This window comes from Lentzea sp. CA-135723 (assembly GCF_050936595.1).
In the GTDB taxonomy this organism is placed as follows: Bacteria; Actinomycetota; Actinomycetes; order Mycobacteriales; family Pseudonocardiaceae; genus Lentzea.
Genome location: NZ_JBNJMK010000001.1, coordinates 1,392,695 through 1,416,818 on the forward strand (window position 1 = coordinate 1,392,695; position 24,124 = coordinate 1,416,818).

The 24,124-nt window shown below is 71.2% G+C and carries 21 protein-coding genes and 1 riboswitch; of the genes, 9 read left to right on the forward strand and 12 right to left on the reverse strand.

Annotation, left to right across the window (positions count from 1 at the left end):
- Window positions 1-14 precede the first annotated feature (14 nt).
- Together ACQEU1_RS06060 and ACQEU1_RS06065 are read left to right on the forward strand one after the other, a co-directional pair.
- On the forward strand, window positions 15-1,385 hold the full coding sequence (locus tag ACQEU1_RS06060; protein ID WP_433197091.1) for a short-chain fatty acyl-CoA regulator family protein: 1,371 nt from the start codon (window positions 15-17) through the stop codon (window positions 1,383-1,385).
- 13 nt (window positions 1,386-1,398) lie between these two features.
- Window positions 1,399-1,731 (forward strand): hypothetical protein, encoded by a 333-nt coding sequence (locus ACQEU1_RS06065; RefSeq protein ID WP_433197093.1) that lies wholly within the window; start codon window positions 1,399-1,401, stop codon window positions 1,729-1,731.
- A 16-nt stretch (window positions 1,732-1,747) separates the two neighbouring features.
- Here the strand turns inward: ACQEU1_RS06065 and ACQEU1_RS06070 are convergent, their stop codons facing one another.
- The 8 genes from ACQEU1_RS06070 to ACQEU1_RS06105 form a co-directional block, all read right to left on the reverse strand.
- On the reverse strand, window positions 1,748-2,860 hold the full coding sequence (locus tag ACQEU1_RS06070) for a glycosyltransferase (protein ID WP_433197095.1): 1,113 nt from the start codon (window positions 2,858-2,860) through the stop codon (window positions 1,748-1,750).
- A gap of 97 nt (window positions 2,861-2,957) precedes the next feature.
- Window positions 2,958-3,236: a DUF3040 domain-containing protein gene (locus ACQEU1_RS06075; RefSeq protein ID WP_433197097.1), complete on the reverse strand. Its 279-nt coding sequence runs from the start codon at window positions 3,234-3,236 to the stop codon at window positions 2,958-2,960.
- Between the two features lie 111 nt (window positions 3,237-3,347).
- On the reverse strand, window positions 3,348-4,376 hold the full coding sequence (locus ACQEU1_RS06080) for a ribonucleotide-diphosphate reductase subunit beta (protein ID WP_433197099.1): 1,029 nt from the start codon (window positions 4,374-4,376) through the stop codon (window positions 3,348-3,350).
- Window positions 4,373-6,721, reverse strand: coding sequence for a ribonucleoside-diphosphate reductase subunit alpha (locus ACQEU1_RS06085; RefSeq protein WP_433197101.1), 2,349 nt, complete (start codon window positions 6,719-6,721; stop codon window positions 4,373-4,375). Before ACQEU1_RS06085 ends, ACQEU1_RS06080 begins: the two co-directional genes overlap by 4 nt.
- 111 nt (window positions 6,722-6,832) lie before the next feature.
- A riboswitch (cobalamin riboswitch) is annotated at window positions 6,833-7,052 on the reverse strand.
- 202 nt (window positions 7,053-7,254) lie between these two features.
- On the reverse strand, window positions 7,255-8,295 hold the full coding sequence (locus ACQEU1_RS06090) for an aldo/keto reductase (protein WP_433197103.1): 1,041 nt from the start codon (window positions 8,293-8,295) through the stop codon (window positions 7,255-7,257).
- Between the two features lie 105 nt (window positions 8,296-8,400).
- Complete coding sequence (locus ACQEU1_RS06095; protein ID WP_433197105.1) at window positions 8,401-9,009, reverse strand: TetR/AcrR family transcriptional regulator; 609 nt, start codon at window positions 9,007-9,009, stop codon at window positions 8,401-8,403.
- Window positions 9,010-9,055: 46 nt separating this feature from the next.
- On the reverse strand, window positions 9,056-9,457 hold the full coding sequence (locus tag ACQEU1_RS06100) for an ATP-binding protein (RefSeq protein ID WP_433197107.1): 402 nt from the start codon (window positions 9,455-9,457) through the stop codon (window positions 9,056-9,058).
- Between the two features lie 92 nt (window positions 9,458-9,549).
- Window positions 9,550-10,611 (reverse strand): GAF domain-containing protein, encoded by a 1,062-nt coding sequence (locus ACQEU1_RS06105; RefSeq protein WP_433197109.1) that lies wholly within the window; start codon window positions 10,609-10,611, stop codon window positions 9,550-9,552.
- A 196-nt stretch (window positions 10,612-10,807) separates the two neighbouring features.
- Here ACQEU1_RS06105 and ACQEU1_RS06110 point away from each other — a divergent pair, with 196 nt between their 5' ends.
- The 4 genes from ACQEU1_RS06110 (at window position 10,808) to ACQEU1_RS06125 (ending at window position 16,717) form a co-directional block, all read left to right on the forward strand.
- Entirely contained in the window at window positions 10,808-12,103 is a 1,296-nt protein-coding gene (locus ACQEU1_RS06110) for a cation:proton antiporter (RefSeq protein ID WP_433197111.1), read from the forward strand.
- A gap of 38 nt (window positions 12,104-12,141) precedes the next feature.
- Complete coding sequence (locus tag ACQEU1_RS06115; RefSeq protein WP_433197113.1) at window positions 12,142-13,164, forward strand: TerC family protein; 1,023 nt, start codon at window positions 12,142-12,144, stop codon at window positions 13,162-13,164.
- 9 nt (window positions 13,165-13,173) lie between these two features.
- Window positions 13,174-15,867, forward strand: coding sequence for an ATP-binding protein (locus tag ACQEU1_RS06120; protein ID WP_433197115.1), 2,694 nt, complete (start codon window positions 13,174-13,176; stop codon window positions 15,865-15,867).
- A 100-nt stretch (window positions 15,868-15,967) separates the two neighbouring features.
- On the forward strand, window positions 15,968-16,717 hold the full coding sequence (locus tag ACQEU1_RS06125) for an SDR family NAD(P)-dependent oxidoreductase (protein ID WP_433197117.1): 750 nt from the start codon (window positions 15,968-15,970) through the stop codon (window positions 16,715-16,717).
- Window positions 16,718-16,759: 42 nt separating this feature from the next.
- On the opposite strand, the gene ACQEU1_RS06130 is transcribed toward ACQEU1_RS06125, so the two are convergent.
- The 4 genes from ACQEU1_RS06130 to ACQEU1_RS06145 form a co-directional block, all read right to left on the reverse strand.
- Complete coding sequence (locus tag ACQEU1_RS06130; RefSeq protein WP_433197119.1) at window positions 16,760-17,728, reverse strand: MsnO8 family LLM class oxidoreductase; 969 nt, start codon at window positions 17,726-17,728, stop codon at window positions 16,760-16,762.
- A gap of 10 nt (window positions 17,729-17,738) precedes the next feature.
- Window positions 17,739-18,953, reverse strand: a complete 1,215-nt coding sequence (locus ACQEU1_RS06135; RefSeq protein WP_433197121.1) for an MFS transporter — start codon at window positions 18,951-18,953, stop codon at window positions 17,739-17,741.
- Window positions 18,950-21,658: a class III lanthionine synthetase LanKC gene (gene lanKC, locus ACQEU1_RS06140; protein ID WP_433197123.1), complete on the reverse strand. Its 2,709-nt coding sequence runs from the start codon at window positions 21,656-21,658 to the stop codon at window positions 18,950-18,952. Before lanKC ends, ACQEU1_RS06135 begins: the two co-directional genes overlap by 4 nt.
- Before the next feature lie 82 nt (window positions 21,659-21,740).
- Window positions 21,741-21,905 (reverse strand): hypothetical protein, encoded by a 165-nt coding sequence (locus tag ACQEU1_RS06145; protein ID WP_433197125.1) that lies wholly within the window; start codon window positions 21,903-21,905, stop codon window positions 21,741-21,743.
- A gap of 260 nt (window positions 21,906-22,165) precedes the next feature.
- Here ACQEU1_RS06145 and ACQEU1_RS06150 point away from each other — a divergent pair, with 260 nt between their 5' ends.
- The 3 genes from ACQEU1_RS06150 to ACQEU1_RS06160 are packed head-to-tail and all read left to right on the forward strand — an operon-like array spanning window position 22,166 to window position 24,124.
- Entirely contained in the window at window positions 22,166-23,275 is a 1,110-nt protein-coding gene (locus ACQEU1_RS06150) for a radical SAM protein (RefSeq protein ID WP_433197127.1), read from the forward strand.
- Window positions 23,272-23,937, forward strand: coding sequence for an iron-containing redox enzyme family protein (locus ACQEU1_RS06155; protein WP_433197129.1), 666 nt, complete (start codon window positions 23,272-23,274; stop codon window positions 23,935-23,937). The genes ACQEU1_RS06150 and ACQEU1_RS06155 overlap by 4 nt, the downstream gene beginning before the upstream one ends.
- Window positions 23,921-24,124 carry an aroma-sacti cluster domain-containing protein gene (locus tag ACQEU1_RS06160; protein WP_382441806.1) on the forward strand — a complete coding sequence of 68 codons (204 nt, stop codon included), beginning with the start codon at window positions 23,921-23,923 and terminating at the stop codon, window positions 24,122-24,124. Before ACQEU1_RS06155 ends, ACQEU1_RS06160 begins: the two co-directional genes overlap by 17 nt.

A 24,124-nucleotide genomic window follows, 5' to 3' on the forward strand; every position in this document is an offset into this window, starting at 1 on the left:
TATAGTTCGCAACCGTGGACAAGACCTTTGCCGGACCACGGCTGCGGCAGCTCATCGCCGACCGCGCGCTGAGCCAGGTCGAGGTCGCGCGCCTGCTGGAGATCTCCCCCAGCTACCTGAACCAGCTGCTGCACAACGCCCGCCCGCTCACCGTGCCGGTGCTGCTCAAGATCACCGAGGCGTTCGGCGTGGACGCGACCTTCTTCGCCCACGACGACGTCACCCGCCTCGTGGCCGAGCTGCGCGAGGTCTTCTCCGACCTGGGCGTCGCCGTGCCGGCCGAGCTGGCGGACTCCTCCCCCGCCGCCGCGCGGGCCGTCATCGCCCTGCACCGCCGCTACCGCGAGGCGTCCGAACAACTGGCGCTGCTCACCGGCGACCGCGACTCCCCGCAGGCCGTCACGATGCCGCACGAGGACGCCCGCGACTTCTTCTACGAACGCCAGAACTACATCGGCGTGCTCGACGAACCGGCCGAGAGCCTGGCGCTGGAGTGCCGCCTGCGCCGCGGCGAGGTGCGGCAGATCCTGACCGAACGCCTTGCCGCACACGGTATCCGCGTGGCCCACCTGGAGACGCAGGACGAACGCCACCGGTACGACCCGGACACCCGCGTGCTGCACCTCTCGGCCGGGTTGCGGCCGGGCCAGCAGGCGTTCCGCATGGCCGTCCAGCTCGCCTACGCCGAACACGGCGACCTGCTCACCTCACTGGCCGCCGAGGTGCGCAACCCGCAGTCCCGCACCCTCACCAGAATCGGCCTGGCGAACTACTTCGCGGCCGCGTTCATCCTGCCGTACCAGGACTTCCTCGCCACGGCCGAACGCTTCCGCTACGACGTGGAACGCCTCACCGACCACTACGGCCTGGGCTTCGAGACCATCTGCCACCGCCTCTCCACCCTGCAACGCCCGCGAGCGCGCGGCGTCCCGTTCTCGCTCATCCGCATCGACCGCGCCGGAAACATGTCGAAACGCCAGTCCGCCACCGGTTTCCACTTCTCCCGCACCGGCGGCACGTGTCCACTGTGGAACATCTACGAGGCGTTCAGCGCGCCGGGCCGCGTGCTGCGCCAGATCGCCGTGATGCCCGACGGCCGCGGCTACTTCTGGATCGCCCGCACCGTGACCCGCCGCCCGCACCGCTACGGCACGCCGACGAAGACCTATGCCGTGGGCCTCGGCTGCGAACTGCGCCACGCCTCTCGCCTGGTCTACTCAGCGGGCCTGGACCTCGACGACCACGAGGCAGCCGTCCCGATCGGCCCCGGCTGCAAGACCTGCCCGCGAGTCGGCTGCGCGCAACGGGCGTTCCCCCAGGTGGGCCGAACGCTGTCGATCGATGAGAACCACAGCACGTTCACGCCCTATCCCGTGCACGAGTGAGTAGACAGAGATCATGACCGCACGGATCACCGTGTGCCGCGGCTGCTGCTGCGGCACCGAGCGCAAGCACCCGGACGTCGACCACGACCGGCAGCTCGACCTGCTCCGAGCACGCCTCGCCACCGTCAAGGTCGCCGACTGCCTGGACGCGTGCGAGGTGTCGAACGTGGTCGTCGTGCAGCCCAGCCCGGCGGCACGGGCGGCGGGCGCGAAACCGGTGTGGGTCGGCTCGATCCTGGACGACGCGTCGCTGCACGGCGTGGCGGACTGGGTGGACGCGGGCGGTCCCGGCGTGGCGGCACCTCCGCCGGCGATCGCGGACCTGATCGTCGCGACGCCGAAGTGATCCCAGGTCAAGGACTTCAGGACGCCCGCACCAGCGCGGTGAGCTGTTCCACGACCACGGCAGGCTCGGGCATGCGGGCGATCTGGGCCGCCGCGGCTGTGGCGACCTCGTGAACCGCCGGGTCGCCGAGCAGCCGGCCGGCCACCTCGGTGACGGCCTCGGCGGTGACGTCCTGGCCGACGAGCTGCGCGGCCGCACCGGCGTCCACGAGTGCGGCCGCGTTCACGAACTGGTCGGCGCCCTGAGGCAGCAGCACCTGCGGCAGACCGGCGGCGAGGGTGCCGAGCACGGTGCCCGTGCCTCCGTGGTGCACGACGAGATCCGCCCGGCGCAGCACCTCCGCCTGGGGCACGAACCCGGCGACCCGCACGGAGTCGGGCACGTCGCCGAGCACCGCGGGATCGCCGGGGCCGAGCGCGACCAGGACGTTCACCGGCAGCCGCGCGAGGCCGTCGATCGCCGCGCGCACCACCTCGGTGGCTCCGAAGGAGACGGTGCCGAGCGTGAGGTAGACCAACGGCCGGTCCGTGGGCACCCGCGGCATCGCCACGTCGAGGTCGACCGCGACGGGACGCTGCCGCAGCACCGTCGGCAACGCGGCGACCACGGGATCGCGCACGACGTCCGGCCACAGGTCGATCGCGACGTCCCCCATCAGCAGGTCGGCCGGGGTGCCGTCCCAGAGCCACGCGAGCTCGGCGGCCGCGGCCTGCTGCGCCTCGGGCGGAAGTGATCGGCCGATCACGTGCGACACGGCCGGAAGCCCGGCGTCCCGCGCGGCTTTCGCGGCGCCCACGTCGCTCTGCTCGTAGATCACCAGGTCGGGCCTGATCACCGGGAGCAGCCTGGTGAGGTCCGCGACCGTGGCGCGCGGCAGCAGGTCGGCGAACATCGTGATCATGACCCGGAACACGTCGTCGCGGCCGTGGCGGTGGTAGGCCTCGGCTTCCGCCTCCCCGATCGACATGCCGGCGGGGTGGACCTCGAAACCGAGCGCCCGCACCTCGTCCAGGAAGGCCGGCCCCGTGGCGAACACGACGTCGTGACCGGCGTCGCGAGCGGCACGGGCGAGCGGAACCAACGGGTACAGGTGGCCGTAGGCGGGGCGGCACGAGAAGAGGATGCGCACCCGCCCAGCCTAATGATCACAGCTGAGAGCTCACGTGGGCCGCTTTCAGGCTGTCGTCGACGAGCGAGGCCGGAATGCGTTGCGGCCCAGAGACCTGCTAGATCTGGCGGGCACCCACGAGAAGCTTCGCGAACACCCCGACGCACACGAGCGCACCCGCCACGACCACCGGCGCCGACGACCAGGTCACCCCCACGACCACGACGAGCAGACCGCCGAAGAATGCCGCGAGCACGCCGAGTGCGCGCAGCGCGCCGCCGAACAGGAGCGTGACCACCGAGGGTCTGGTCAGCTTGGCCGCGAGTTCGGGGTCCTCGTCGTGCAGGTGCTGCTCGATCTCCTCGAGCTCACGCCGTTCTCGGTCTGCCAAAGCCATCGAAAGCCTCCGTTCCCGCCCATGGTGGCTCGGGTGACGGCCGCGTCCAATCCGTGCTGACCCCCAATTCGTCCGGTGCCCCCGAGCGCGGCCGGGGGCACCGCCGAACTCCTAGAAGTCCTCGTCGAACGACACCGTGCCGGTCACGCCCACCTGGTAGGCGGAGACCCGGCGCTCGAAGAAGTTCGACAGCTCCTGCACGTCCTGCAGCTCCATGAACGCGAACGGGTTCTTGGAACCGTAGATCGGCTCGATGCCGAGCACCTGCAGCCGCCGGTCGGCGACGTGCTCCAGGTACGAGCGCATGTCCGCGACCGACATGCCGGCCACGCCACCCTCCAGCAGGTCCTCGGCGAACTGCACCTCGGCGTCGACCGCCTCGCGCAGCATCTCCTTGACCTCCGCGTACAGGGTGTCGTCGAACAGGTCCGGCTCCTCGCGGCGGACGGTGTCCACGACGTCGAACGCGAACGCCATGTGCATCGACTCGTCGCGGAACACCCAGTTGGTGCCCGAGGCCAGGCCGTTCAGCAACCCGCGCGAGCGCAGGAAGTAGACGTAGGCGAAGGCGCCGTAGAAGAACAGGCCCTCGATGCACGCCGCGAAGCAGATCAGGTTGAGCAGGAACGACCTGCGGTCCTCACGGGTCTGCAACGTCGTGAGGTTCGAGATCGAGTCGATCCACTTGTAGCAGAACTCGGCCTTGGCGCGGATCGACGGGATCGTCTCCACGGCGGCGAACGCGTCAGCGCGGTCGTTCTCGTCGGGGAGGTAGGTGTCGAGCAGCGTCAGGTAGAACTGGACGTGCACGGCCTCCTCGAACAGCTGCCGCGACAGGTAGAGCCGCGCCTCGGGAGCGTTGACGTGCTCGTAGAGGTTCAGCACGAGGTTGTTCGCGACGATCGTGTCGCCGGTCGCGAAGAACGCCACGAGCCGGTTGACCAGGTGCCGCTCGGCCTCGGAGAGCTTGTTCAGGTCGGCGAGGTCCGAGTGGAGGTCGACCTCCTCGACGGTCCAGGTGTTCTTGATCGCGTCGCGGAAGCGCTCGTAGAACAGCGGGTAGCGCATCGGCCGCAGCGTGAGGTCCATGCCGGGGTCGAGCAGGGCGTTCTTGCGGGCGGTGTTGGACAGGGCGGTCACTGGCAGGCCTCACATGCTTCGGGGTTCTCGAGGGAACAGGCGATCGCTTCCTCGTCCGCGACGGTCGCGGCCGGGACGGTCACGGTCGCCTGCTGGATGCGCGTCGCGGGGCGGGAGCGCAGGTAGTACGTGGTCTTCAGCCCGGCCTTCCAGGCGTAGAGGTACATCGAGGAGAGCTTGCCGATCGTCGGCGAGGCGACGAACAGGTTCAGCGACTGGCTCTGGTCGATGTACGGGCCGCGCGCGGCAGCGAGCTCGATCAACGCCTTCTGCGGCAGCTCCCAGGCCGTGCGGAACAGCGAGCGCACGTCCTCCGGCAGTTCACCGAGGCCCTGCACCGAGCCCTCGTCCTGCTTCAGGCGGTTGCGGATCGCGTCCGTCCACAGGCCGCGGGACTTCAGCTCGCGCACCAGGTACGAGTTGATCTGCAGGAACTCGCCGGAGAGCGTCTCGCGCTTGAACGTGTTCGACACCTGCGGCTCGATGCACTCGAAGCAGCCGGCGATCGACGCGATCGTCGCGGTCGGCGCGACGGCGATCAGCAGCGAGTTGCGCAGGCCGTGCTCGGAGATGCGCTCCCGCACCGACGCCCAGCGCTCGGTCTGCGTGGGCGTGACGCCCCACAGGTCGGGCTGCAGATCTCCCTTGGCGGCACGGGTCTCCGCGAACGCCGGGTGCGCGCCGGCCGACGAGGCCAGCTCCGCTGACGACTCCAGCGCCGTCAGGTAGATCTCCTCGGCGATGCGCGTCGACAGCTCGCGCGCCTCTGGCGAGTCGAAGGCCAGGCGCAGCTTGAAGAACACGTCCTGCAGGCCCATGACACCGAGACCCACCGGGCGCCAGCGCGGGTTGGAGCGGCCCGCCTGCTCGGTCGGGTAGTAGTTGATGTCGATCACGCGGTCCAGGAACACCACGGCCGTGCGGACCGTCGAACGCAGGCGGTCCCAGTCGATGCCGTCACCGGCCACGTGGGCGCCGAGGTTGACCGAGCCGAGGTTGCAGACCGCGGTCTCCTCGTCGCTCGTCACCTCCAGGATCTCGGTGCACAGGTTCGACAGGTGCACCACGTTGCCCGGTTCGGCGGTCTGGTTGCACGTGCGGTTCGACGTGTCCTTGAACGTCATCCAGCCGTTGCCGGTCTGGGCGAGCGTGCGGATCATCCGTCCGTAGAGGTCACGGGCCTTCACGGTCCGGACCGCACGGCCGGCCTCCTCCGCGGCGCGGTAGGCGCGGTCGAACTCGTCGCCCCACAGGTCGACCAGCTCCGGCATCTCGTCCGGGTCGAACAACGACCAGTCGGCGTCCGCCTCGACGCGGCGCATGAACTCGTCCGGGATCCAGTTGGCCAGGTTGAGGTTGTGCGTGCGGCGCGCGTCCTCACCGGTGTTGTCGCGGAGCTCCAGGAACTCCTCGATGTCCGGGTGCCACGTCTCCAGGTACACGCACGCGGCGCCCTTGCGGCGGCCGCCCTGGTTCACGGCGGAGACCGACGCGTCCAAAGTGCGCAGCCACGGCACGATGCCGTTGGAGTGACCGTTGGTGCCGCGGATCAGCGCACCCCTCGAACGCACCCGCGACCACTGCACGCCGATGCCGCCGGCGAACTTCGACAGCTGCGCGATCTGGGCGTAGCGCTCGTAGATCGACTCCAGCTGGTCCTTCGGCGAGTCGAGCAGGTAGCACGAGGACATCTGGGTGTGCTGGGTGCCGGAGTTGAACAGCGTCGGCGAGCTCGGCAGGTACGCGAGCGACGACATCAGCCGGTAGAAGTCGATCGCCTCGGCCGCCGTGTGCGACAGGCCGCAGGCGACGCGCAGCAGCCAGTACTGCGGCTGCTCGATCACCGACCGCTTGGACGGGTGGCGCAGCAGGTAGCGGTCGTAGACCGTGCGCAGGCCGAAGTACTCGAAACGGCGGTCGGCGTCGAGGTCGATCGCGTCGTCGAGCTTGCGGGCGTTGGCGGCCACGAACTTCGCGGTCGCGTCGCCGATCAGGCCCTCCGCGTGCCCCAGGGCGATGGACTGGCTGAACGACTGGATGCCGGTCCGGCGCACCTCCTTCTCGATGAACGCGGCCAGCAGGCCCGCGGCGAGCTTGGAGTACTCGGGTTCCTCGGACACCAGCGCCGCGGCGGTCTGGATGGAGAGCTTGTCCAGCTCCTCCGTGGTGGCGCCGTCGTAGAGGCCGCTGATCGTCTTCGTCGCGACCCGCAACGGGTCCACGTCGTGCAGACCGACCGTGCAACGCTCCACCGCGCGAACGATCTTGTTCAAATCCACCGGTTCGAGCGAACCGTTGCGTTTCTTGACGCGCATCGTGGTGGTGACTGTGTCGACCGCCGTCACAGCTCTCTCCTCGCGAGCTCGGTGGCCACGAGAGAGCAGCGAGGAGTGAACGGGCGCGCGCGACCGCCACGTCCTCCCGCCCTCCCTCGGGGCCTCGGACGCCCGCACGCAGGCGCGTGCGGGATGCTGGCAGGTCTTCGGACTCACGGGCGTGCCCGGTGATCGATCACCGAGCGCCTACCGGCCGTCGCTTCCCAGACACCCTCGTCCAGTGCTTCCTGACGGCTTTCGTTCCCGTTCACCGCTGCGGGGCAGTCCCGGAATCGCACCGGGTTCCCTCTTGCGACGACCGATCTGGATGATCGGCCGAACCAGCTGCGGGACACAATACATGGGCGCGATCATGAGACCCGCACCTACATGTAGTGGGCGTGTCGCCCGGTTGGCCCAGCGCCCGGATCGTCCCGCCACGGGGCTCTCGACGTGGCGGGACGACCCTGCGGTCAGCGCAGGTGGCAGGCGTCGAGGACGGTTCGCCCGACCCCGCCGCCCGCGTCGTCGTGAGCCTCGGCACGCGGCGTTCCACGCGACGGTCAGCCCAGCGGGACCGGACCGCGCACCGACGCCGAGTAGTCGTTGATCCACCTGGGGAACACCGGGGCCGGCGCGCTGATCGCGTCCAGCTCGGCGAGGTCCTTCTCCGCCAACGGGTTCTCGACGGCGGCGAGGTTGTCGCGCAGCTGCTCGACGGTGCGGGCACCGATCGTGACGCTGGTGACGGCGGGCCGGGCGAGCAGCCAGGCGAGCGCGACCTGCGGCATGCTCGTGCCGGTGCGCTCGGCCACCTCGCGGACGACGTGGACGATCGGCGCGGCGGCCGACGGGTCGACCGGCGGGATCGCCTGCTCGCTCCTCGCCCGGCGCGAGGACGCGTCACCGGTCCTGCCCTCGGCGTCGAACTTGCCGGTCAGGTACCCGGCCGCGAGCGGGCCCCAGACGGTCAGGCCGATGTTCTCGCTCTCGACCATCGGCAGGATCTCGGCCTCCAGGTCGCGCACCAGCAGCGAGTAGTGCGCCTGCAGCGCGACGAACCCGTTGAGCTGCTTGAGCGCCGAGATGCCGAGCGCCTTCGTGATCAGCCAGGCCGGGAAGTTCGCGACGCCGAGGTGGCGGACCTTGCCCTGGCGCACGGCGTCGTCGAGCGCGCCGAGCGTCTCCTCCAGCGGCGTGACCGGGTCGAAGTTGTGCAACTGGAAGAGGTCGATGTGGTCGGTGCGCAGCCGGCTCAGGCTCTTCTCGATGCTGCGCAGCAGGTGCACGCGGGTCGCCCCGAGGTCGTTGGGCCCCGGCCCGGACCTGGCCATCGCCTTGGTCGCGATCAGCACCTGGTCGCGACGGCCTTCGAGGATCTCGCCGAGGTGCGCCTCGGACTCGCCGTCGGCGTAGACGTCGGCCGTGTCGATCAGGTTCACGCCCGCGTCGAGCGCCTCGTCGACGAGCCGGCGCGACTGCGTCACGTCGAGCGCGCCGACCGCGCCCCAGACCGGGTGGTCCGCGGCGCCGCCGAACGTCATGGCGCCCAGGGACACCTCCGACACCCAGAGTCCGGTCCTGCCCAGTGTGCGGTACCGCATCGAGCTCTCCTCACCATTTTTCGGACACCGTGTCCGACAACATGTCCGACTGTACACCCGAACGGACCACCGGGCGGTCGTCGAGCGGATTCGGAGAGGGAGCTCTCAGGGACGGCGGAACGCGCCGTACCACTGGTTGGCCGCGAGCTCGCGGGCCACGGCGAGGTCGGACTCGGGGCCGTTCGTGGCGACCTGGTGGGCGATCACCCGCATGCCGCCCCACACGATGACCTCGGCGCACGTGTGCGGAACGAGGCCGGCGGACGTGCGGCCGGCCTCCTGCTCCTCCTCCAGCATGCGCGTCATGTTGTCGGCGAAGCGCTGCACCGCCGCGTTCCACACCTCGCGGATCTCCGGTTCGTACCCGGAGACCTCGACGACGGCGGCGAGCAGGTGCGCCCGTTCCCGGTAGAACGCGAAGATCTCCACCTGCGACCGCGTGATCGACTCCAGGTCCGCGGTGACGGTTCCCGGTGCCTCGAACGCGGCCCGCCCGAGGTTCTCGGTGATCCGCCGCATGACGTCGGTCTTGTCGCGGAAGTACAGGTAGAACGTGGACCGCGCGATGCCGGCCGCGTCCGCGATGCGCTGCACCCCGAGCTCGGTGAAGACGGTGCCGTCGCGCAGCAGCCGTTCGGTCGCCCCCAGCACGGCGGCCTCGACCGCGGCCTGGCGTTCGGCCTTTTTGGACGGTCGGCGCGTGATGGAAGCCACGGCCCGATCGTAGCCAGCCCTGCCCGCGCCGCTGGTCAGCGGGTTGTCACGGGCACGGCACGACGGCGAACACGGTCTTGCCCCCGTCGGGGCGCAGGCTGGTGCCCCACTTGCTGGTGGCGCTCTCGACCATCACCATGCCCCGGCCCCGGTTCTCGCCCAGCCGCGAATGGCCGTACACCGGCTGCGTCGGGGACTCGTCGTCGACCTCGACCGTGACGACGCACGGCTTGCCGACGCGGAACACGCGCAGGCGGCCCTCGCCGGGGGTGTGGTCGAGGACGTTGCTCACCAGCTCCGTGACGACGAGCTGCACGTCGTAGAGGTGGTCCTCGCCCAGGTCGCCCAGCAGCGCCGCGAGGTCGTGCCGCAGCCCGGTCAGCGCGACGTCGCGCGGGACGTGCAGGTCCACGACCAGGCTCTGGACGTGGTCACCGGCAAAGGTCACGTGCGTTCGCGCCTCTCACGACTGTCGCAACTGCGTTCGACGATAGCCGTTGCCCGATCTCGGGCGTGTCAAACATCCATCTGCCGATGGTGTCAGCGGCGGACATGAGTGGAGAGGCCGCCCAGCTCCTCGCTCGCGATGAAGACCGAACGGACACGGATCAGCGCCTCCTCGACGTGAGCGGGGCAGCCCCAGGCCGAGTCGCCCCACGAGTCGGCCACCTTGATCTCCGCCGGAGCATCGCAGGCGGTCCGTCCACCCAGCTCACAGCGGTCCGGGTGCGGGACTCGGGCCTGGGCGGCCGCCGCCTCCCTCATCCGCTCCGCGCGTTCGGCCGCCTCGGCGTGGTGGCGTTCGATCGCCAGGGCCGCGGTGTCGGCGAACACCTGGATCAGAGCCCGGTCGGGGTCCTGCGGCGCGCGCGGGGTGCGGTGGTACATCGCGAACGTGCCCAGCAGGCCGCCGTCCCCCGCCAGGATCGGGGTGGACCAGCACGCTCTCAGGTCCGCCCGCTCGGCCAGGTGGCGGAAGTCGGTCCAGAGCGGGTCGGTGGTGATGTCCTCGGTGATGACCGGCTCGCGGCGGTGGGCCGCCGTGCCGCAGGAGCCGATGCCCTCGCCGGTGGCGATGCCGTCGATCGCCTCGTTGTAGAACGCCGGGAGGCTGGGAGCGGCGCCGTGGCGCAGGGTGCCGTCCGGGGCGGCGAGCAGGACCGAGGCGACCAGTTCCTCCGGCGCCAGGTCCTCGATGCAGCGGATCATGCCGTCCAGGACGTCGGCCAGGGGCGCCCGCCGCGCGATCTGCACCAGCAGGGCGCGGTGGTCGGCCATCAGCCGTTGCGCGTGCCTGAGCTGGGTGGTCTCGACGCCGATCACGCGGACGCCGGCCAGGTCGGCGCGGGGTTCGCAGGTCAGCTCGAAGAACGCCTCGCCCTCACCGGTCACCACCCGGACGTCGTGCTCCGTCCGGGGCGTGCCGGTGCGTTGCACCCCGTCGAGCAGATCGGCGAGCGACCCACCGTCACCGAACAGCGTGGTGAACGCCTCGTTGGCCGTCTCGACCTCGTGCGACGGCCCGGTGAAGGCCGCGAAGACGGTTCTCGACTGCCCGAACAGGGCGCGCAGGTCGTAGCCCCGCATGCCGGACGCGCTCACGCCGTTGCCCTCTCGCCCTGCGTCACGGCACGCTGCTGAACCTGGACGCGCTCTGCTGCGCCCGCTCCACGGCGGGGCACGCACATCTTAAGCACCGCCACCCGCCTGCTCGAGGCCGCCGTCCCACCGTCCGCAGCGGACGGTTTGGGTGAGCTGCTGCGGGGTACCACGGTCTGATCAGAACGAAAGGCGGACCGTGGATCCCGCTCCCCTGCTCTACACCGGCGCGGGCCTGGCAACGCTCGCCGCCGCCCTGCTGCCGCGCCTGCTCGACCGGGCGCCGGTCTCCATGCCGATGGTGTTCCTCGGGGCCGGCGCGCTCACGTTCGCGGTCGTGGAACCGCTGCCGGACCCCGATCCCGTCGTGCACAGCACCGTGCTGCTGCACCTGGCGGAGATCTGCGTGATCATCTCGCTGATGGGCGCGGGGCTCGCCCTCAACCGCGCGGTCAGCCTGCGCGGCTGGGCCACGACGTGGCGGCTGCTGGCGATCACCATGCCGTTGTCGATGCTGCTGGTGGGACTGCTCGGCTGGAGCGCGCTCGGGCTGGGGGTGGCGGGGTCGGTGCTGCTCGCGGCGGCGCTCGCGCCCACCGATCCGGTGCTGGCGAGCGAGGTGCAGGTCGCGGAACCCGCCGAGCACCCCGAGTCCGACGAGGACGAGGCGCGGTTCGGGCTCACCTCCGAGGCTGGGCTGAACGACGGGCTCGCGTTCCCGTTCACCTACGCGGCGATCGCGATCAGCCTGGTCGGTGCGGCGCCGTCGGCGTGGTTCGGGCACTGGATCGCGGTGGACGTGCTGTGGCGGGTCGGGTCGGCCATGGCGATCGGCTGGGGCGCCGGGTGGTTGCTGGGCAAGCTGTTCTTCTCGGCGCCGTCGGAGAAGTTCCGGCTCGCCGAGCACGCCGAGGGGTTCGTCGCGATCGCCGCGACGTTCCTCGCGTACGGCGTCGCCGAGCTCGTCAACGGCTACGGGTTCATCGCCGTGTTCGTGTGCGCCTGCGCGATCAGGGCGGCGGAGCGGCACCACGGCTACCACCAGGTGCTGCACCGGTTCGTCGAGCAGATCGAGCGGATGCTCACGGTGCTGATCGTGTTCCTGCTCGGCGGCGCGGCGGTGACCGGGCTGCTGGCGGGCACCGGCTGGCGCGAGGTGCTGGTCGCGGCGGTGATCCTGCTCCTCGTGCGGCCGGTGACGGGCTGGATCGGGCAGCTGCGGGGCCGCACGGGACCGCGCGAACGGTCCGTCATCGCGTTCTTCGGCGTGCGCGGGATCGGGTCGCTGTTCTACGTCGCGTACGCGTTGCAGGAGGGCGAGTTCGGCGCGCAGCAGGACGCGTTGTGGCGGGTCGTCGGGCTGGTCGTCATCGGGTCGATCGTGCTGCACGGCCTGTCGGCGTCGCCGGTGATGTGGCTGCTCGACAGGCGCCGGGAGGAGAAGGCAGAGGCCCGGCACGGCGACAAGGGGAAGGCCAACCGCACGCCGGTATGAGACGGGCTCGGCCGGGTATCCCTCCGGCTGGAGGTGACATGAGCACCGAGCTCGACATCAGCCTGCTGACCTGGGCGTGCACCATCGGCTTCATCGTGGCGCTGCTGACCGTGGACCTCGTCGTCGCGGCGAAGCGGCCTCATCACGTCGGGCTCAAGGAAGCCGCCGTGTGGTCGGTGGTCTACGTGGCCATCGCGCTCGGGTTCGGTGTGTGGTTCATGCTGCACTACGGCAGCGGGCCCGGCACCGAGTACTTCGTGGGTTACCTGGTCGAGAAGAGCCTCTCGGTCGACAACCTCTTCGTGTTCGTGATCATCATGACCACGTTCGCGGTGCCCGACGAGCACCGGCACAAGGTGCTGACGTTCGGGATCGTGCTGGCGCTGCTCATGCGGGCGATCTTCATCGCGCTCGGCGCCACCCTGCTCTCCTTGTTCTCCTTCGTGTTCCTGCTCTTCGGGCTGTTGCTGATCTTCACGGCCGTGCAGCTGTTCCGGCACCGCGACGAGGACCCGGACATCGAGAACAACGTCGTCATCAGGACTTCCCGCCGGGTGCTGCCACTGACGGACGACTACCAGGGCGGGAAGCTGTTCACGCGGGACGACGGCAAGCGGGTGGCTACGCCGTTGTTCCTGGTGCTGGTGGCGATCGGGACGATCGACCTGCTGTTCGCGCTCGACTCCATCCCCGCGGTCTTCGGCATCACCGCCCAGCCGTACGTCGTGTTCTGCGTGAACGCGTTCGCGTTGCTGGGGTTGCGGGCGTTGTTCTTCCTCGTGCAGGGGCTGCTGGACCGGTTGGTGTACCTGTCGGCCGGGCTGTCGCTGATCCTCGCGTTCATCGGGGTCAAGCTGATCCTGCAGTGGCTGCACGAGGACGTGAGCCAGAGCGTGCCGGAGATCCCCACGCTGCTGAGCCTCGTCGTGATCGCCGTGGTGCTGGCGGTCGTGACGGTCGCGAGCCTGGTGAAGACGAGGCGCGACCCGAGTGCGAAGGCGCGGCCGGGTTCCTTGCGCACGCGGAGGAACGACGAGAAGCGGTCCGAGGCCCGCGCCTAGACTCTGCGCATGTTGGTCGGCCGGCGGTCCGAACGGGACCGCGTCGCTGCGTTGCTGAAGCAGGCTTCCTCCGGTCGCAGCGCGGCGCTGGTCGTGCGCGGGGACGCCGGGGTGGGCAAGTCGGCGTTGCTCGACGACGCCGTGGCGGCGGCCGGGGCCGTGCGGGTGCTGCGCGGGGTCGGCATCGAGTCGGAGGCCGAGCTCGCGTTCGGCGCGCTGCACCTGCTGCTCTACCCGCACCTCGACCGGCTCGACCTGCTGCCGGCACCGCAGGCGGCCGCGTTGCGCGGGGCGTTCGGGCTGAGCGACGCGCCGGCCACGCCGTTCCTGATCGGGGCGGCGACGCTGACGTTGCTCGCGGAACTGGCCGCCGAGCAACCGTTGCTGTGCGTGGTGGACGACGCGCAGTGGCTCGATCGCGGATCGTCCGACGCGTTGCTGTTCGCGGCGCGACGGTTCCAGGCGGATCCGGTCGCGATGCTGTTCGCGGTGCGCGAGACGGCGGTGCCGTTCCCGACGCCCGGCATCGAGGAGCTGCGGCTGCCGGGGCTGCCGCCGGACGAGGCGGCCGCGTTGCTCGACCAGCGCAGTCCCGGGCTGACGGCGCCGGTGCGGGCGCGGGTGCTGGAGGAGGCGGGCGGCAACCCGCTCGCGTTGCTGGAGCTCGGCGCGGCCCGGCTGGCGGCGCAACGCGAGGGCCGGGCCGAACCGGCGCACCAGGTCGGGCCGCTGCCGGTGACGCGCCGGGTGCAGGACGCGTTCCGCGCGCAGATCGCCGGACTTCCCCTGCCGTGCCAGTCGATCCTGCTCGTCGCGGCCGCGGACCGGTTCGCGGGCATGGACACGGTGCTGCGGGTCGCCCGCGCGGTCGGGGCGGACGTCCCGGACCTGGCCGCCGCCGAACGGGCCGGGCTGATCAGCGTGGCGGACGGCGAACTGACGTTCCGGCACCCGCTCGTGCGTGCCGCCGCCTACCAATGCGCCACCCACCACCAACGGATCGCCGTGCACCGGGCGTTCGCGGACGCGTTGACCTCCGCCGAGGTGCTCGACCGCCGCACCTGGCACCTCGCCGCGGCGACCACCGAGCCGGACGAAACCGTTGCCGCGGAACTGGAACGCACGGCGTTGCGGGCCGAACGGCGTGGTGGCGCGATGGCCGTTTCGGCGGCCTACGACCGGGCCGGGCGGCTGAGCGTCGACCCCGAGCTGAAGGCGCGGCGGATCGCCAAGGCCGCACTGGCCGCCTACGACGCCGGCAAGCCCGACCGCGCGGCCCGGCTGGCCGTCGAGGTCACGTCGCTGACCGGCGATCCGGGCGTGCTGGCGGACGTCACGTTGCTGCGCGGCCAGATCGAGTACGAGCGCACCTCCCCCGAGGCCGACGCGGCGCTCGCCTGCGAGGCCGCCAGGCTGGTGCTCGTCAGCGATCCGGAACGCGCTGTCGTGATGCTCACCGAGATGATCTGCGCCGGACGGGACGCGGGCGCGTTGGCACTGGTCGGTGAGGGTGGCTCGGTGATGAGCGGGCTGGAGCTGGAGGCAGGGTCGCACGCCCGTGCCGCCGCCGACGCCCTGATCAGCTGGGGCGAGGTGCTGGCGGGACGTCCGGCGGCCGCGCCGTTGCGGACGATGCTCGACGTCGGCCGCGAGCAGGACGTGGACCTGATGCACAGGGTGGTCGCGGGGTTCAGCGGGCTGATGCTGGCCGAGGAAGAGGCGACCGTCGCCGTGATGGACCTGATGCTCGCCGAGGTGCGCGCCATCGGGGCGTTGACCTGGGTGCCGTACGCGCAGGAGGTCGCCGCGTTCGCGCAGATGCTGCGCGGCGAGTTCGTGTCGGCGGCGGCCTGCGTGGCCGAGGCGGAGTCGTTGAGCAGCGAGTTCGGCATGGAGACGGAGGTCGCCGTGCTGCGGTCGGCGTCGGTGTGGATCGCCGCCGTGACGGGCGACGAGGAGCGCTGCCGCTCGCTCGCCGCCGAGGTCCTTGCGGTGCTGGAGGGCAAGCACGCCGTCGGCACCGCCCTCGCGCACTGGGGCCTCGGCCTGCTCGACCTCGCCGCCGGTCGGTGCGGCACGGCGTTCGAGGCGCTGGAGAAGGTGTGCACGGGTCCGGCCCGGCACGACTTCGTGATCCGCGCGGTCGCGGACCTGGTGGAGGCGGCGGTGCGGGACGGGCGCGCGACCGACGTGGCGGAGCCGGTCGCCGCGCTGCGCCGGTGGGCGTCGCAAGTGGACAGTCCGGCCGCGACGGCGTTGCTGCGGCGCTGCGAGGCGCTGCTGGAGGACTCCGAGGAGCACTTCCAGGCCGCGCTCGCGGCGGGCACCGGCCGGTTCGACCAGGCGAGGACCCAGCTGCTGTACGGCGAGTGGTTGCGCCGCAGGAGACGCCGGGGTGAGGCCCGCGCCCAGCTGGAGGCCGCGCTGACCGGGTTCACCCGCTGCGGTGCGGCGATCTGGCGGGACCGCGCCGCCGCCGAACTCGGCGAACGGCCTTCGAACCAGGTCGCCGACGACCCGTTGAAGGACCTGACACCGCAGGAGGTGCAGGTCGTCCGGCTCGCGGCGGCGGGCCTGAGCAACAAGGAGATCGGCGCGCAGCTGTTCCTGAGCCCGCGCACGATCGGGCACCACCTCTACCGCGCGTACCCGAAGCTCGGGGTCACCCGCCGGATCGAACTGGCGCAGCTCGGCCTCGGATGACTTACCCGGCCGCCGGTCGCCGGCCGGCACGCCAGTCACGTGACCGATGTGGACGCACCCGCTCGGCGCCTAGCTTCTGCTGCGACGAGAGGAGCAGCAGATGTTGCTGGAGAACAAGACCGCGGTGATCTACGGGGGCGGTGGCACGATCGGCGGCGCGATGGCGGACGCGTTCGCCGCCGAGGGCGCGCGGGTGTTCCTCGCGGGCCGCACCCCCGCGAAGCTGGAGGTGGTCGCCGGCCGCGTCCGCGCCGCCGGCGGTCAGGCCGAGACCGCGGTGGTCGACGCCGTGGACGCGGCCTCGGTCAACGACCACCTCGACGCCGTCGTCGAGAAGACCGGCAGCGTCGACATCTCGGTCAACGTGATCACGCTGGAGGCCCTCTTCCAGCCGCTCGCCGACATCCCGACCGCCGACTTCGTCGCGGCCATCGGCAAGGGCCTCACCACGCAGCTGATCACCACGAAGGCCGCGGCCCGGCACATGGTGAAGCAGGAGTCGGGCGTGCTGCTGTTCTTCGGCGGCTCCGACCACGCGAACGTCCACCCCGGCATGGGGAACGTGCAGATCGGCATGGACGCCATCGACTCGTTGCGCAAGCAGTGGGGCGTCGAGCTCGCACCGCACGGCATCCGCACCGTGACGCTGCTGACCGGCGGCGTGATCGACTCGTTCCCGGACGGCCCCGAGATGGACGGCGCGCGGCAGAGCATCATCGACGCCTCGCCGATGAAACGGGCCGCGACATCGGCCGACGTGGGCGCGGTGGCCGCGTTCGTGGCGTCCGACAAGGGCCGCACGATCACGTCGACGCAGGTCAACATCTCGTGCGGCGCCTGCTACGGCTGAGCCTGGTGAGGCGTGTGCGGCAAGTGCCGCAGGCCCCATCCCCTACCCGACCGCCAGCCGGGCCCGCGCGACCGAGCGCAGGGTCCGGCTGCGGCCGATCCCGGTGTGCTCGAACGGCACCAGCATCATCTCGTCCGCACCCAGCCGGTCCGCGAGCGCGTGGATCTCGCGCATCACCGTCTCCGGGCCGCCGCGGATCACCTGGGCGTCCGCGAGCGCCTGCCCGGCGAGGTAGCGCAGCCGGGTCTCGATGACGTCCGCGCCCTCACGCCCCTGCACCTCGCTCAACGCCACGGCCATCGCCTCCTCCTCGGCGAGCTCGTCGGTGTCCGCGCAGACCACGTTGACCGAGGCGATGACGTACGGGTTCTCGCCGGCGAACGCCGAGCGGTACCGGTCGACGGCGGCCGGCCGGGCCTTCGTCGCGCCGAGGTGGTGACCGTAGACGAACGGCAGCCCGCGTTCGGCGGCGATGCGCGCGCCGTTCTCGCTGGCGCCCAGCACGAACAGCTCCGGCGGTGCGCTGATCCGCGGTGACATCGGCAGTGCGGCGAACTCGTGGTCCTCGTCGAACGAGTGGTGCAGCCAGTGCGCGAGCTCGTCGATCAACGCCGGGAAGTCGGCGGTGGCGCGCTGGCCGCGGCGCAGGGCCCGGTCCAGCGCGGTGCTCGCGGTGTTGCCGCCGGACGAGCGGCCCACGCCGAGGTCCACCCGGCCGTTGTGGAGCGCCTGCAGGACGGCGAACTGCTCGGCGACGACGAGCGGCGCGTGGTTGGGGAGCATCACGCCGCCGGAGCCGACGCGCAACGACGTCGTGGCGGCCGCGATGTAGGCGAGCAGGACGGCCGGCGAGCTGCCCGCCGTCGCCGGGGCCGCGTGGTGCTCGGCGACCCAGAAGCGGTGGTAGCCGTGCTGTTCCGCGGTTCTGGCCACCTCGACGACGTCCCGCAGCGACTGCTCCGGCGTGCGGCCGGGACCGACCACGGCGAGGTCGAGCACCGACAGTTCCATGGCAGGTCTCCTAATGGCTCGGCGTGGGCACGAGAAGGGCGATCAGGGCGAGGGCGCCGAGGCAGACGGCGAAGAGCCCGGCGGTGGCGGAGAAGGTCAGCTGGGCCAGCACGATGCCCGCCACCCACGGCCCGAACGGTTGCAGCAGCTGGGAGGCGAAGCTGCTCGCGGCCGTCACCCTGCCGTAGACGTCCTCCGGCACGGCCTTGGCCATGATCGTCGCGAGCACCGCGCCGATCAACGGGGTGAGCAGGCACAACGCGGAGAACGCGGCCACGAACGGCACCGTGCCGCCACCGGACCACGCGACGACCAGCAGCGCGGCACCGAGCACCGGACCCGCCATCAGCACGACCCGCAACGACAGCCTCTTGGCCGCGTACGGCACGAGCAACGAGCCGACGAGGCCCGCCACCGCGGCCGAGCTCATCGCCAGGCCGACCGCCGTCGCCCCACCGGGTTGCGTGGCCGCGCCCAGGATCAGGGCGTAGCTCAACGCCGAGAAGATCAGGTTCAACAGTGCGAAGTAGACGGACGAGAGCCTCAGGAACCGGTCTCCGACCACGAATCTGAGGCCGGCGCTGACCTCGGGCCAGAACTTCTCGCGCGTGGCCGGGGCGGCCTGGGCCGGGGTGCGGGCGAGCAGGAAGATGCACCAGGCCGACACCGCGAACGTGACGGCGTTGGCGGCGAAGGGAATCCACGGCGCCAGCGCGATCAGCACACCGGCGACGGCGGGCGCGGCGATGCTCGCCCCGTACATCCGCGCCTGGTTCAACGAGACCGCGTGCCCCAGCTGGTCCGCGGGAACGACCCGGCGCACGACCTTGTTCTGCGCGGGCCGGAACGCCTCCAGCGCGACGGCCGACACGACCACCACGAGCAGCGCCACCCACAACGGCAGCGTGCCCGCCAGCAGCCACACGGCGGCGACGGCGACCACGCCGAGCCGTGCCAGGTCGCTGACCAGCATCAACGCCCGCGAGTCGTACCGGTCGGCCAGGTAGCCCGACGGCACCCGGACGATCATGCCGACCACGAGCACCACCGTGCCGATCAGCCCGGCCTCCGCCGGGCCGTAGCCCGCGGCGAGCAGGACCAGCGGCAACGCGAGGCCCGCCATCGCCGAACCGAAGTCCGACAGCGCCTGCCCGATCCACAGCAACCGGAACTCCCGGTTGCGCCGCAGCGGAGTCTCGGCGACCCCTTCCTCGACGGCTGTCATCGCGGGTCCCCGAGCAGGTCGTCGAGCACGAAGTTCAGGTTGGTGCGGGCACCGGGTTCCGTTCGCTTGAACCGGTCGAGGAACAACGTCACGCCGGCCGACCCGGTGGCGAGGTCGGCGCTCTCCCGCAACGTCTGCTCGCCGGGGAACACGATGCCCTCAGGACGTTCGGTGGCGCTGCACAGCACCGACGCGGCGCAGCGTTCCGCGTCGCCGAGCAGCTCCGGATCGCCGAGGAACTCGTAGGCGTCGAGCAGCGTGTTGCCCATGCCCGCGACGCCGTGGAAGAGCTGCGGGAACACGACGTACTTGCGCCGCACGTCCGGCAACAGCTGGTCGATCCGGTCGCGCCAACGGCCGGTGACGTGCTGGTAGCGCAACGCCGTGGTGAGGATGCCCGCGGTGCCCTCGTCCCAGTAGGCGCGCAGCACCTCGGTCGGACTGTCCTCTGTGGACACCACCGGCGGGAAGGTGAACAGGCCGCTCGGCGTGTACTCGCCCTGGGCCACGTCGAACTCCAGCGCGGCCTCGCCCAGCGCGAGGACCTCGGCGTCGCCGGTGGCCGCGTGCAGCGCGAGGAGGAACATCGCCACGCCGGACGCGCCGTAGCCGTAGCCGACCGGGATGTCGCCCTCCGGTCCTGGCCAGTGCGCGTGATCCTCCTGCCTGACAGCGGTTTCCGCCAGGTGCGCACCGATGCTCACCGCGCGGTCGAGGAACTCGCCGAGGCCGGTGTCGCGCCACAGCCGCAGGCACGCCATGCCGTGGCCGGCCGCGCCGATCAGCACACCGGGTTCGGTGAGCAGCAACGGGTGGCCGGCGCTGCCCCGGAGCGTGGCGACGGCGAGGTCCTGGAGGCCGAGCTTCGACTGCGCCCAGGCGACGCCGGCCGTGCCGTAGTAGAGGCCGGGCGGGATCATCGGGTGCGCGGTCGAGCGTTGCAACGTCCAGCCGACCAGCTCGTCGGGGACCTCGCCGCGGATGGTGTGCAGCGCGAACAACGTGCCGTAAGCGCCGTGTGCCACCGAAAGCGGGTTGGTCTCGAACACCAGCAGGTCGGCGGGGAACAGCCGGTCCTCGCGTTGCGGGGTCGCGGTGTTCAGCACGTAGTCGGCGATGCCTTCGAGGGTCTCGTCGATCCGCTTGTGCAGCCTGGCGCTCGCGGCCTTCTCCGGGACGGCGCGGACGGCCAGCGGAGGCGGCTGGGTCCAGTTCGTGCCGAACGGGAGGTCGAGCAGGCGTTGGCGCACCACGGCCGGGTCGGGTAGCTCGGCGTTCTCGTCGTAGAGGTCGCTGATCAGTGCGACGAGCTCTTCCGGCAGGTCGAGGTCGGCCGCGGCCTCGGCGAACAACCTGCGCGGCACGCCCTGTTCCATGACGTCGGCCTGCTGGCACATGAGAACGCACGAGAGGATCACGCCACCGAGCGCGTAGTAGTCGGTGCGCCGGTCGCCCTGGCGCGCGGCCAGGCTTCGGCGCGTGACCATGCCCGGCGTGCTCAGGGCGGCACCGGTGTCGCGGCCCTCGTGGAACGCCGACTCCAGGTCGATGATGCCGATCCGGTCGCCCGGCTGGACGATGATGTTGGTCGGCGAGATGTCGCCGAGCACGATGCCGCGTTCGTGGCAGACCGCGATGGCGTCGGCGATCTGCACCCACATGTCGCGGAACCGCGAGTAGTAGTCGGTGAGGCGGCCGGGCGTGAGGTCGAGGCCGTAGATCGGGTTCTCGACGATGCTGAACCGGCCGATCGGCGTGCCCGGCAGGTACTCCTCGACGAGGTAGGCGTGTTCCCACTCGGTGAAGTACGCGATGGGCTTCACGAACAGGCCGGTGTCGGCGAGGTCGGTCAGCAGGTCGTACTCGTGCTTGAGCAGCTGGACCGCGTCCACGCCGTTGGGGCCGACCTCGACGCCGGGACGTGCCTCGCGCAGCACGATGTCCGCACCGGTCTCGGTGTCGTAGCCCTTGTAGACGCCGCCGCGGTTGCTCTGCAGGAACGCGCTCTCGACGACGAACCGGCCGTTCGAGAGTGCGGTCTTGTTCTTGCCGGGTTTCGCTTTCGGGCGCGGGAACGGGTCTTCCGCCCACTCCGGGACCGTCCAGTACGGCGTGCGGACGTCCGGGACGCGCGTGCCGTCCGGAGCGTTGATCATCAGCTCCTTGACGCCGCCGGGCCGGAGCCGGAAGAAGCTGCGGAAGCCGCCGTAGCGGTAGTAGACGACCCTGGAGCCGGGGAACCTGCGGTCCGACAACAGGTACGGGCCGTCGAAGCCGTCGAGTGCCTTCGTCAGCGCCTGGCCGACGGCGTGGAACTCCTCTGCACCCACGGGGTAGACGGTGATGTACTTGCCGCTGGAGCCGCGGGGGAACGACTTGCCGTTCGCCTCCTGCACGGCGGCCGGGTCCATCAGGAACTTGAACCGGACACCCGCCTCCAGCAGCACGGGCAGGGCCGCTCGCAGCACCTCGGCGGAGTTGTGCGAGGTCGCGGAGACGTGCAGCTTCCAGCCCTCGCCCGGCATCGGCAGGTCCGGCGGTTCCGCGACGATCCAGTGCCCGCGCCGGGTCAGCTTCCACTCGGCGGGCATCACGGCGCGGTACTCGCGGAAGTGCTCCGCGGTCGGCGGGCGTTGCGTGAAGTCCTCGAACCACCTGGGGTGGTGCATCATGTAGGACACCACCGTCTCCCAGCTGACCTGCATTCCGCTCCTCCGTCCGGTGGTGTCCTGCCCAGGTGTTACCGCGTGGCCCGGGACGAGCCCGGGCCACGCGCGATGCCGTACGTCAGCAGCTGGCGCCGGCGCAGGAGCTGCAGCTGAAGGCCGGGCTGCTGTAGCCCATCGCCTTGTCGGCGTCCAGGGACTGCAGGCCCAGCACGTCCGCGCTGTGGGCCTCGACCTCGTCGGACTCGGTCTCTTCCGGCTGCGGGTTCGCGGTCTCGTCAGACATGGTTTCTCCCTGTTGCGATGGGGACGGGGTTCGCGCCGGCCGCTCGGCGGTTGGCGACGGGGCAAACGCTAGGAACGCCCGCCACAAGCTCGGTATGCGAACGGTTAAACCGTTGCCACGATTAGGTTTCCGTCGCTGTTTTGCTTGCGTTCTTATGTCCTTTTCGGACTGTCTGGCGTCGGCTGCCTGCGCTTATACCGAACGCAAACCGCCCGGCAGGCGACCACCCCACACTCGGAGCAGGACGAGGAGGTGGGCGGATGCGGCTGGCCGAGATCATGGCGCTGCGCCAGGACGTCTGCGCGGGTGTCCTGGTGACCCTGACCGAACGATGTCCGCTGCACTGCGCGCACTGCTCGTTCGCGGCGGGCCTGCGTGGCCGCCACCTGAACGCCGACCACCTGCTCCGCTTCGTCACCACCTTCGCCGAGCGCCGCCCGCCCCAGGTCCTGATGCTGACCGGCGGCGAACCGCTGCTGCGCCCCGACCTCGTGGCCCGAACGGCGTGGGCGGCCAACGCGGCCGGCACCAGAACCGCCGTGCTGACCGGCGCCTTCTTCGCGCGGGGCGGCGACCTCCCGGCCCCGATCCGCCGCGCGGCCCGCGCGGTGGACCACTTCTCCCTCAGCCTGGACGTGTTCCACGAACGGGAAGTGGCCCGCGCGGACGTGTTCGAGGTGCTGCGGACGTTGCTGCGCGACGGCACCGCGACCAGCCTGCACGTCACCGGCAGCGGCGCCGACGACCCGTACCTGGCGGAGGTGACCGCGCAGGTGGAGGCGGAGTTCGGCGAGGACGTGCCGATGCTCGTCGCCGCCGTGCAACCGATAGGCCGCGCGGCCTCGTGGGCGGGCGCTTCGGCAGTCGCGGACGACTCCGTGGCACCGTGCGCGACGGCGGCGTGGCCGGTGGTCGCGGTGGACGGCGTGGTGGTGGCGTGCTGCAACCAGGACGTGGTGGACGGGCGGATGCGGCCGGATCACCTGGTGCTGGGCGACATCGCCTCCGACGACTGGGCCGAGGTGCAGGAGCGGGCGCAGGGGCGGCCGGTGCTGCGGATGGTGCGCACGGTGGGGCCGCTGCACATCGCGACCCGAGCGCAAGCCAACTGCGCCACCGCACCTCACGTCTCCACCGGATCAGCCACCGCGGCGCCTGCCGCAGGCAACCACATCCCCACCGGCTACTGCGGCTCCTGCCACCACCTCGCCGACTCCCCCGCCGCCCTCGACTGGGCCTCCCGCGCCGGCTCCGGCCCCGTGGGCGAGCTCCTCCAGGCCGCCGCCCTCGACCGTTCCGGCGGCCCGCAGGCCCTGCTGCGCCGGCACGGCATCCCCCGCTACGCCCATCTCGTAGGCGGTGAAGCATGAGCGTCGACCTCCAGCCGATCCTCGAACTCGTCACGCCCACCCTGCGCCGCAGCGCCGCTGCCCTCTGGCAGCCGGACGGGCTGCGCGAGCGGTACCGCCGCTACCTCTCCGAGATGCACGCGGTGATCAAGGCCTCGGTTCCGTTGATGGAGCTGGCCTTCGCCCGCTGCACCGCGCCCGACCCGGTGAGCACCAGACTGCGCGCCTACCTCCCCGAGCACATCGAGGAGGAGCTCGGCCACGACGACTGGCTGCTCGACGACATGCTCGTCGCGGGGCTCGACCCGGAGGCCGAACGGCTGCGGCCGCCGTCCGTCCAGGTCGTGCGGCTGGTCGGGCCGCAGTACTACTGGATCAACCACGGTCATCCGGTGGCGTTGCTCGGGTACATGGCGGTGCTGGAGGGCAACTCGCCGTCGCCCGGTCTCGCCGGGCTGCTCGCGCGGAACACCGGCCTGCCGGACCAGGCGTTCGACACCCTGCGGCACCACGCCGACGCCGATCCCGGCCACAGCGACGACATCTTCGCGGTGCTCGCGGAGCTTCCCCTCGACGCCGCCCAGCGCGCGGCCGTCCGCGCCAGTGCGCTGCACACCGCTGCCGCGCTGATCGACCTCTTCGACCACCTGACCCGGGAGGCCCGCAGTGAGCTCCGAGTTTGACACCAACCTCGACGCGTTGGCAGCAGCAGGTTTTCCCGTCGACTCCTGCACCGACGAGCAGCGCGCCGTGTTCGGCGAGCTGTCCGGGCAGGAGCTGGAGCTGATCCTCGACATCAAGCGGCGGCTCGACGAGGTCGAGCCCGAGGTCCAGGCCCATTCGGTCGTCGCGGGCGCGGCGTTGTTCTAG

Bases quoted from the DNA above. Each gene is read 5' to 3' on its own strand.
- ACQEU1_RS06065 (WP_433197093.1), top strand. From the start codon at position 1,399: ATGACCGCACGGATCACCGTGTGCCGCGGCTGCTGCTGCGGCACCGAG.
- ACQEU1_RS06075 (WP_433197097.1), bottom strand. From the start codon at position 3,236: ATGGCTTTGGCAGACCGAGAACGGCGTGAGCTCGAGGAGATCGAGCAG.
- ACQEU1_RS06090 (WP_433197103.1), bottom strand. From the start codon at position 8,295: ATGCGGTACCGCACACTGGGCAGGACCGGACTCTGGGTGTCGGAGGTG.
- ACQEU1_RS06115 (WP_433197113.1), top strand. From the start codon at position 12,142: ATGAGCACCGAGCTCGACATCAGCCTGCTGACCTGGGCGTGCACCATC.
- ACQEU1_RS06120 (WP_433197115.1), top strand. From the start codon at position 13,174: ATGTTGGTCGGCCGGCGGTCCGAACGGGACCGCGTCGCTGCGTTGCTG.
- ACQEU1_RS06125 (WP_433197117.1), top strand. From the start codon at position 15,968: ATGTTGCTGGAGAACAAGACCGCGGTGATCTACGGGGGCGGTGGCACG.
- ACQEU1_RS06130 (WP_433197119.1), bottom strand. From the start codon at position 17,728: ATGGAACTGTCGGTGCTCGACCTCGCCGTGGTCGGTCCCGGCCGCACG.
- ACQEU1_RS06135 (WP_433197121.1), bottom strand. From the start codon at position 18,953: ATGACAGCCGTCGAGGAAGGGGTCGCCGAGACTCCGCTGCGGCGCAAC.
- lanKC (WP_433197123.1), bottom strand. From the start codon at position 21,658: ATGCAGGTCAGCTGGGAGACGGTGGTGTCCTACATGATGCACCACCCC.
- ACQEU1_RS06145 (WP_433197125.1), bottom strand. From the start codon at position 21,905: ATGTCTGACGAGACCGCGAACCCGCAGCCGGAAGAGACCGAGTCCGAC.
- ACQEU1_RS06150 (WP_433197127.1), top strand. From the start codon at position 22,166: ATGCGGCTGGCCGAGATCATGGCGCTGCGCCAGGACGTCTGCGCGGGT.
- ACQEU1_RS06155 (WP_433197129.1), top strand. From the start codon at position 23,272: ATGAGCGTCGACCTCCAGCCGATCCTCGAACTCGTCACGCCCACCCTG.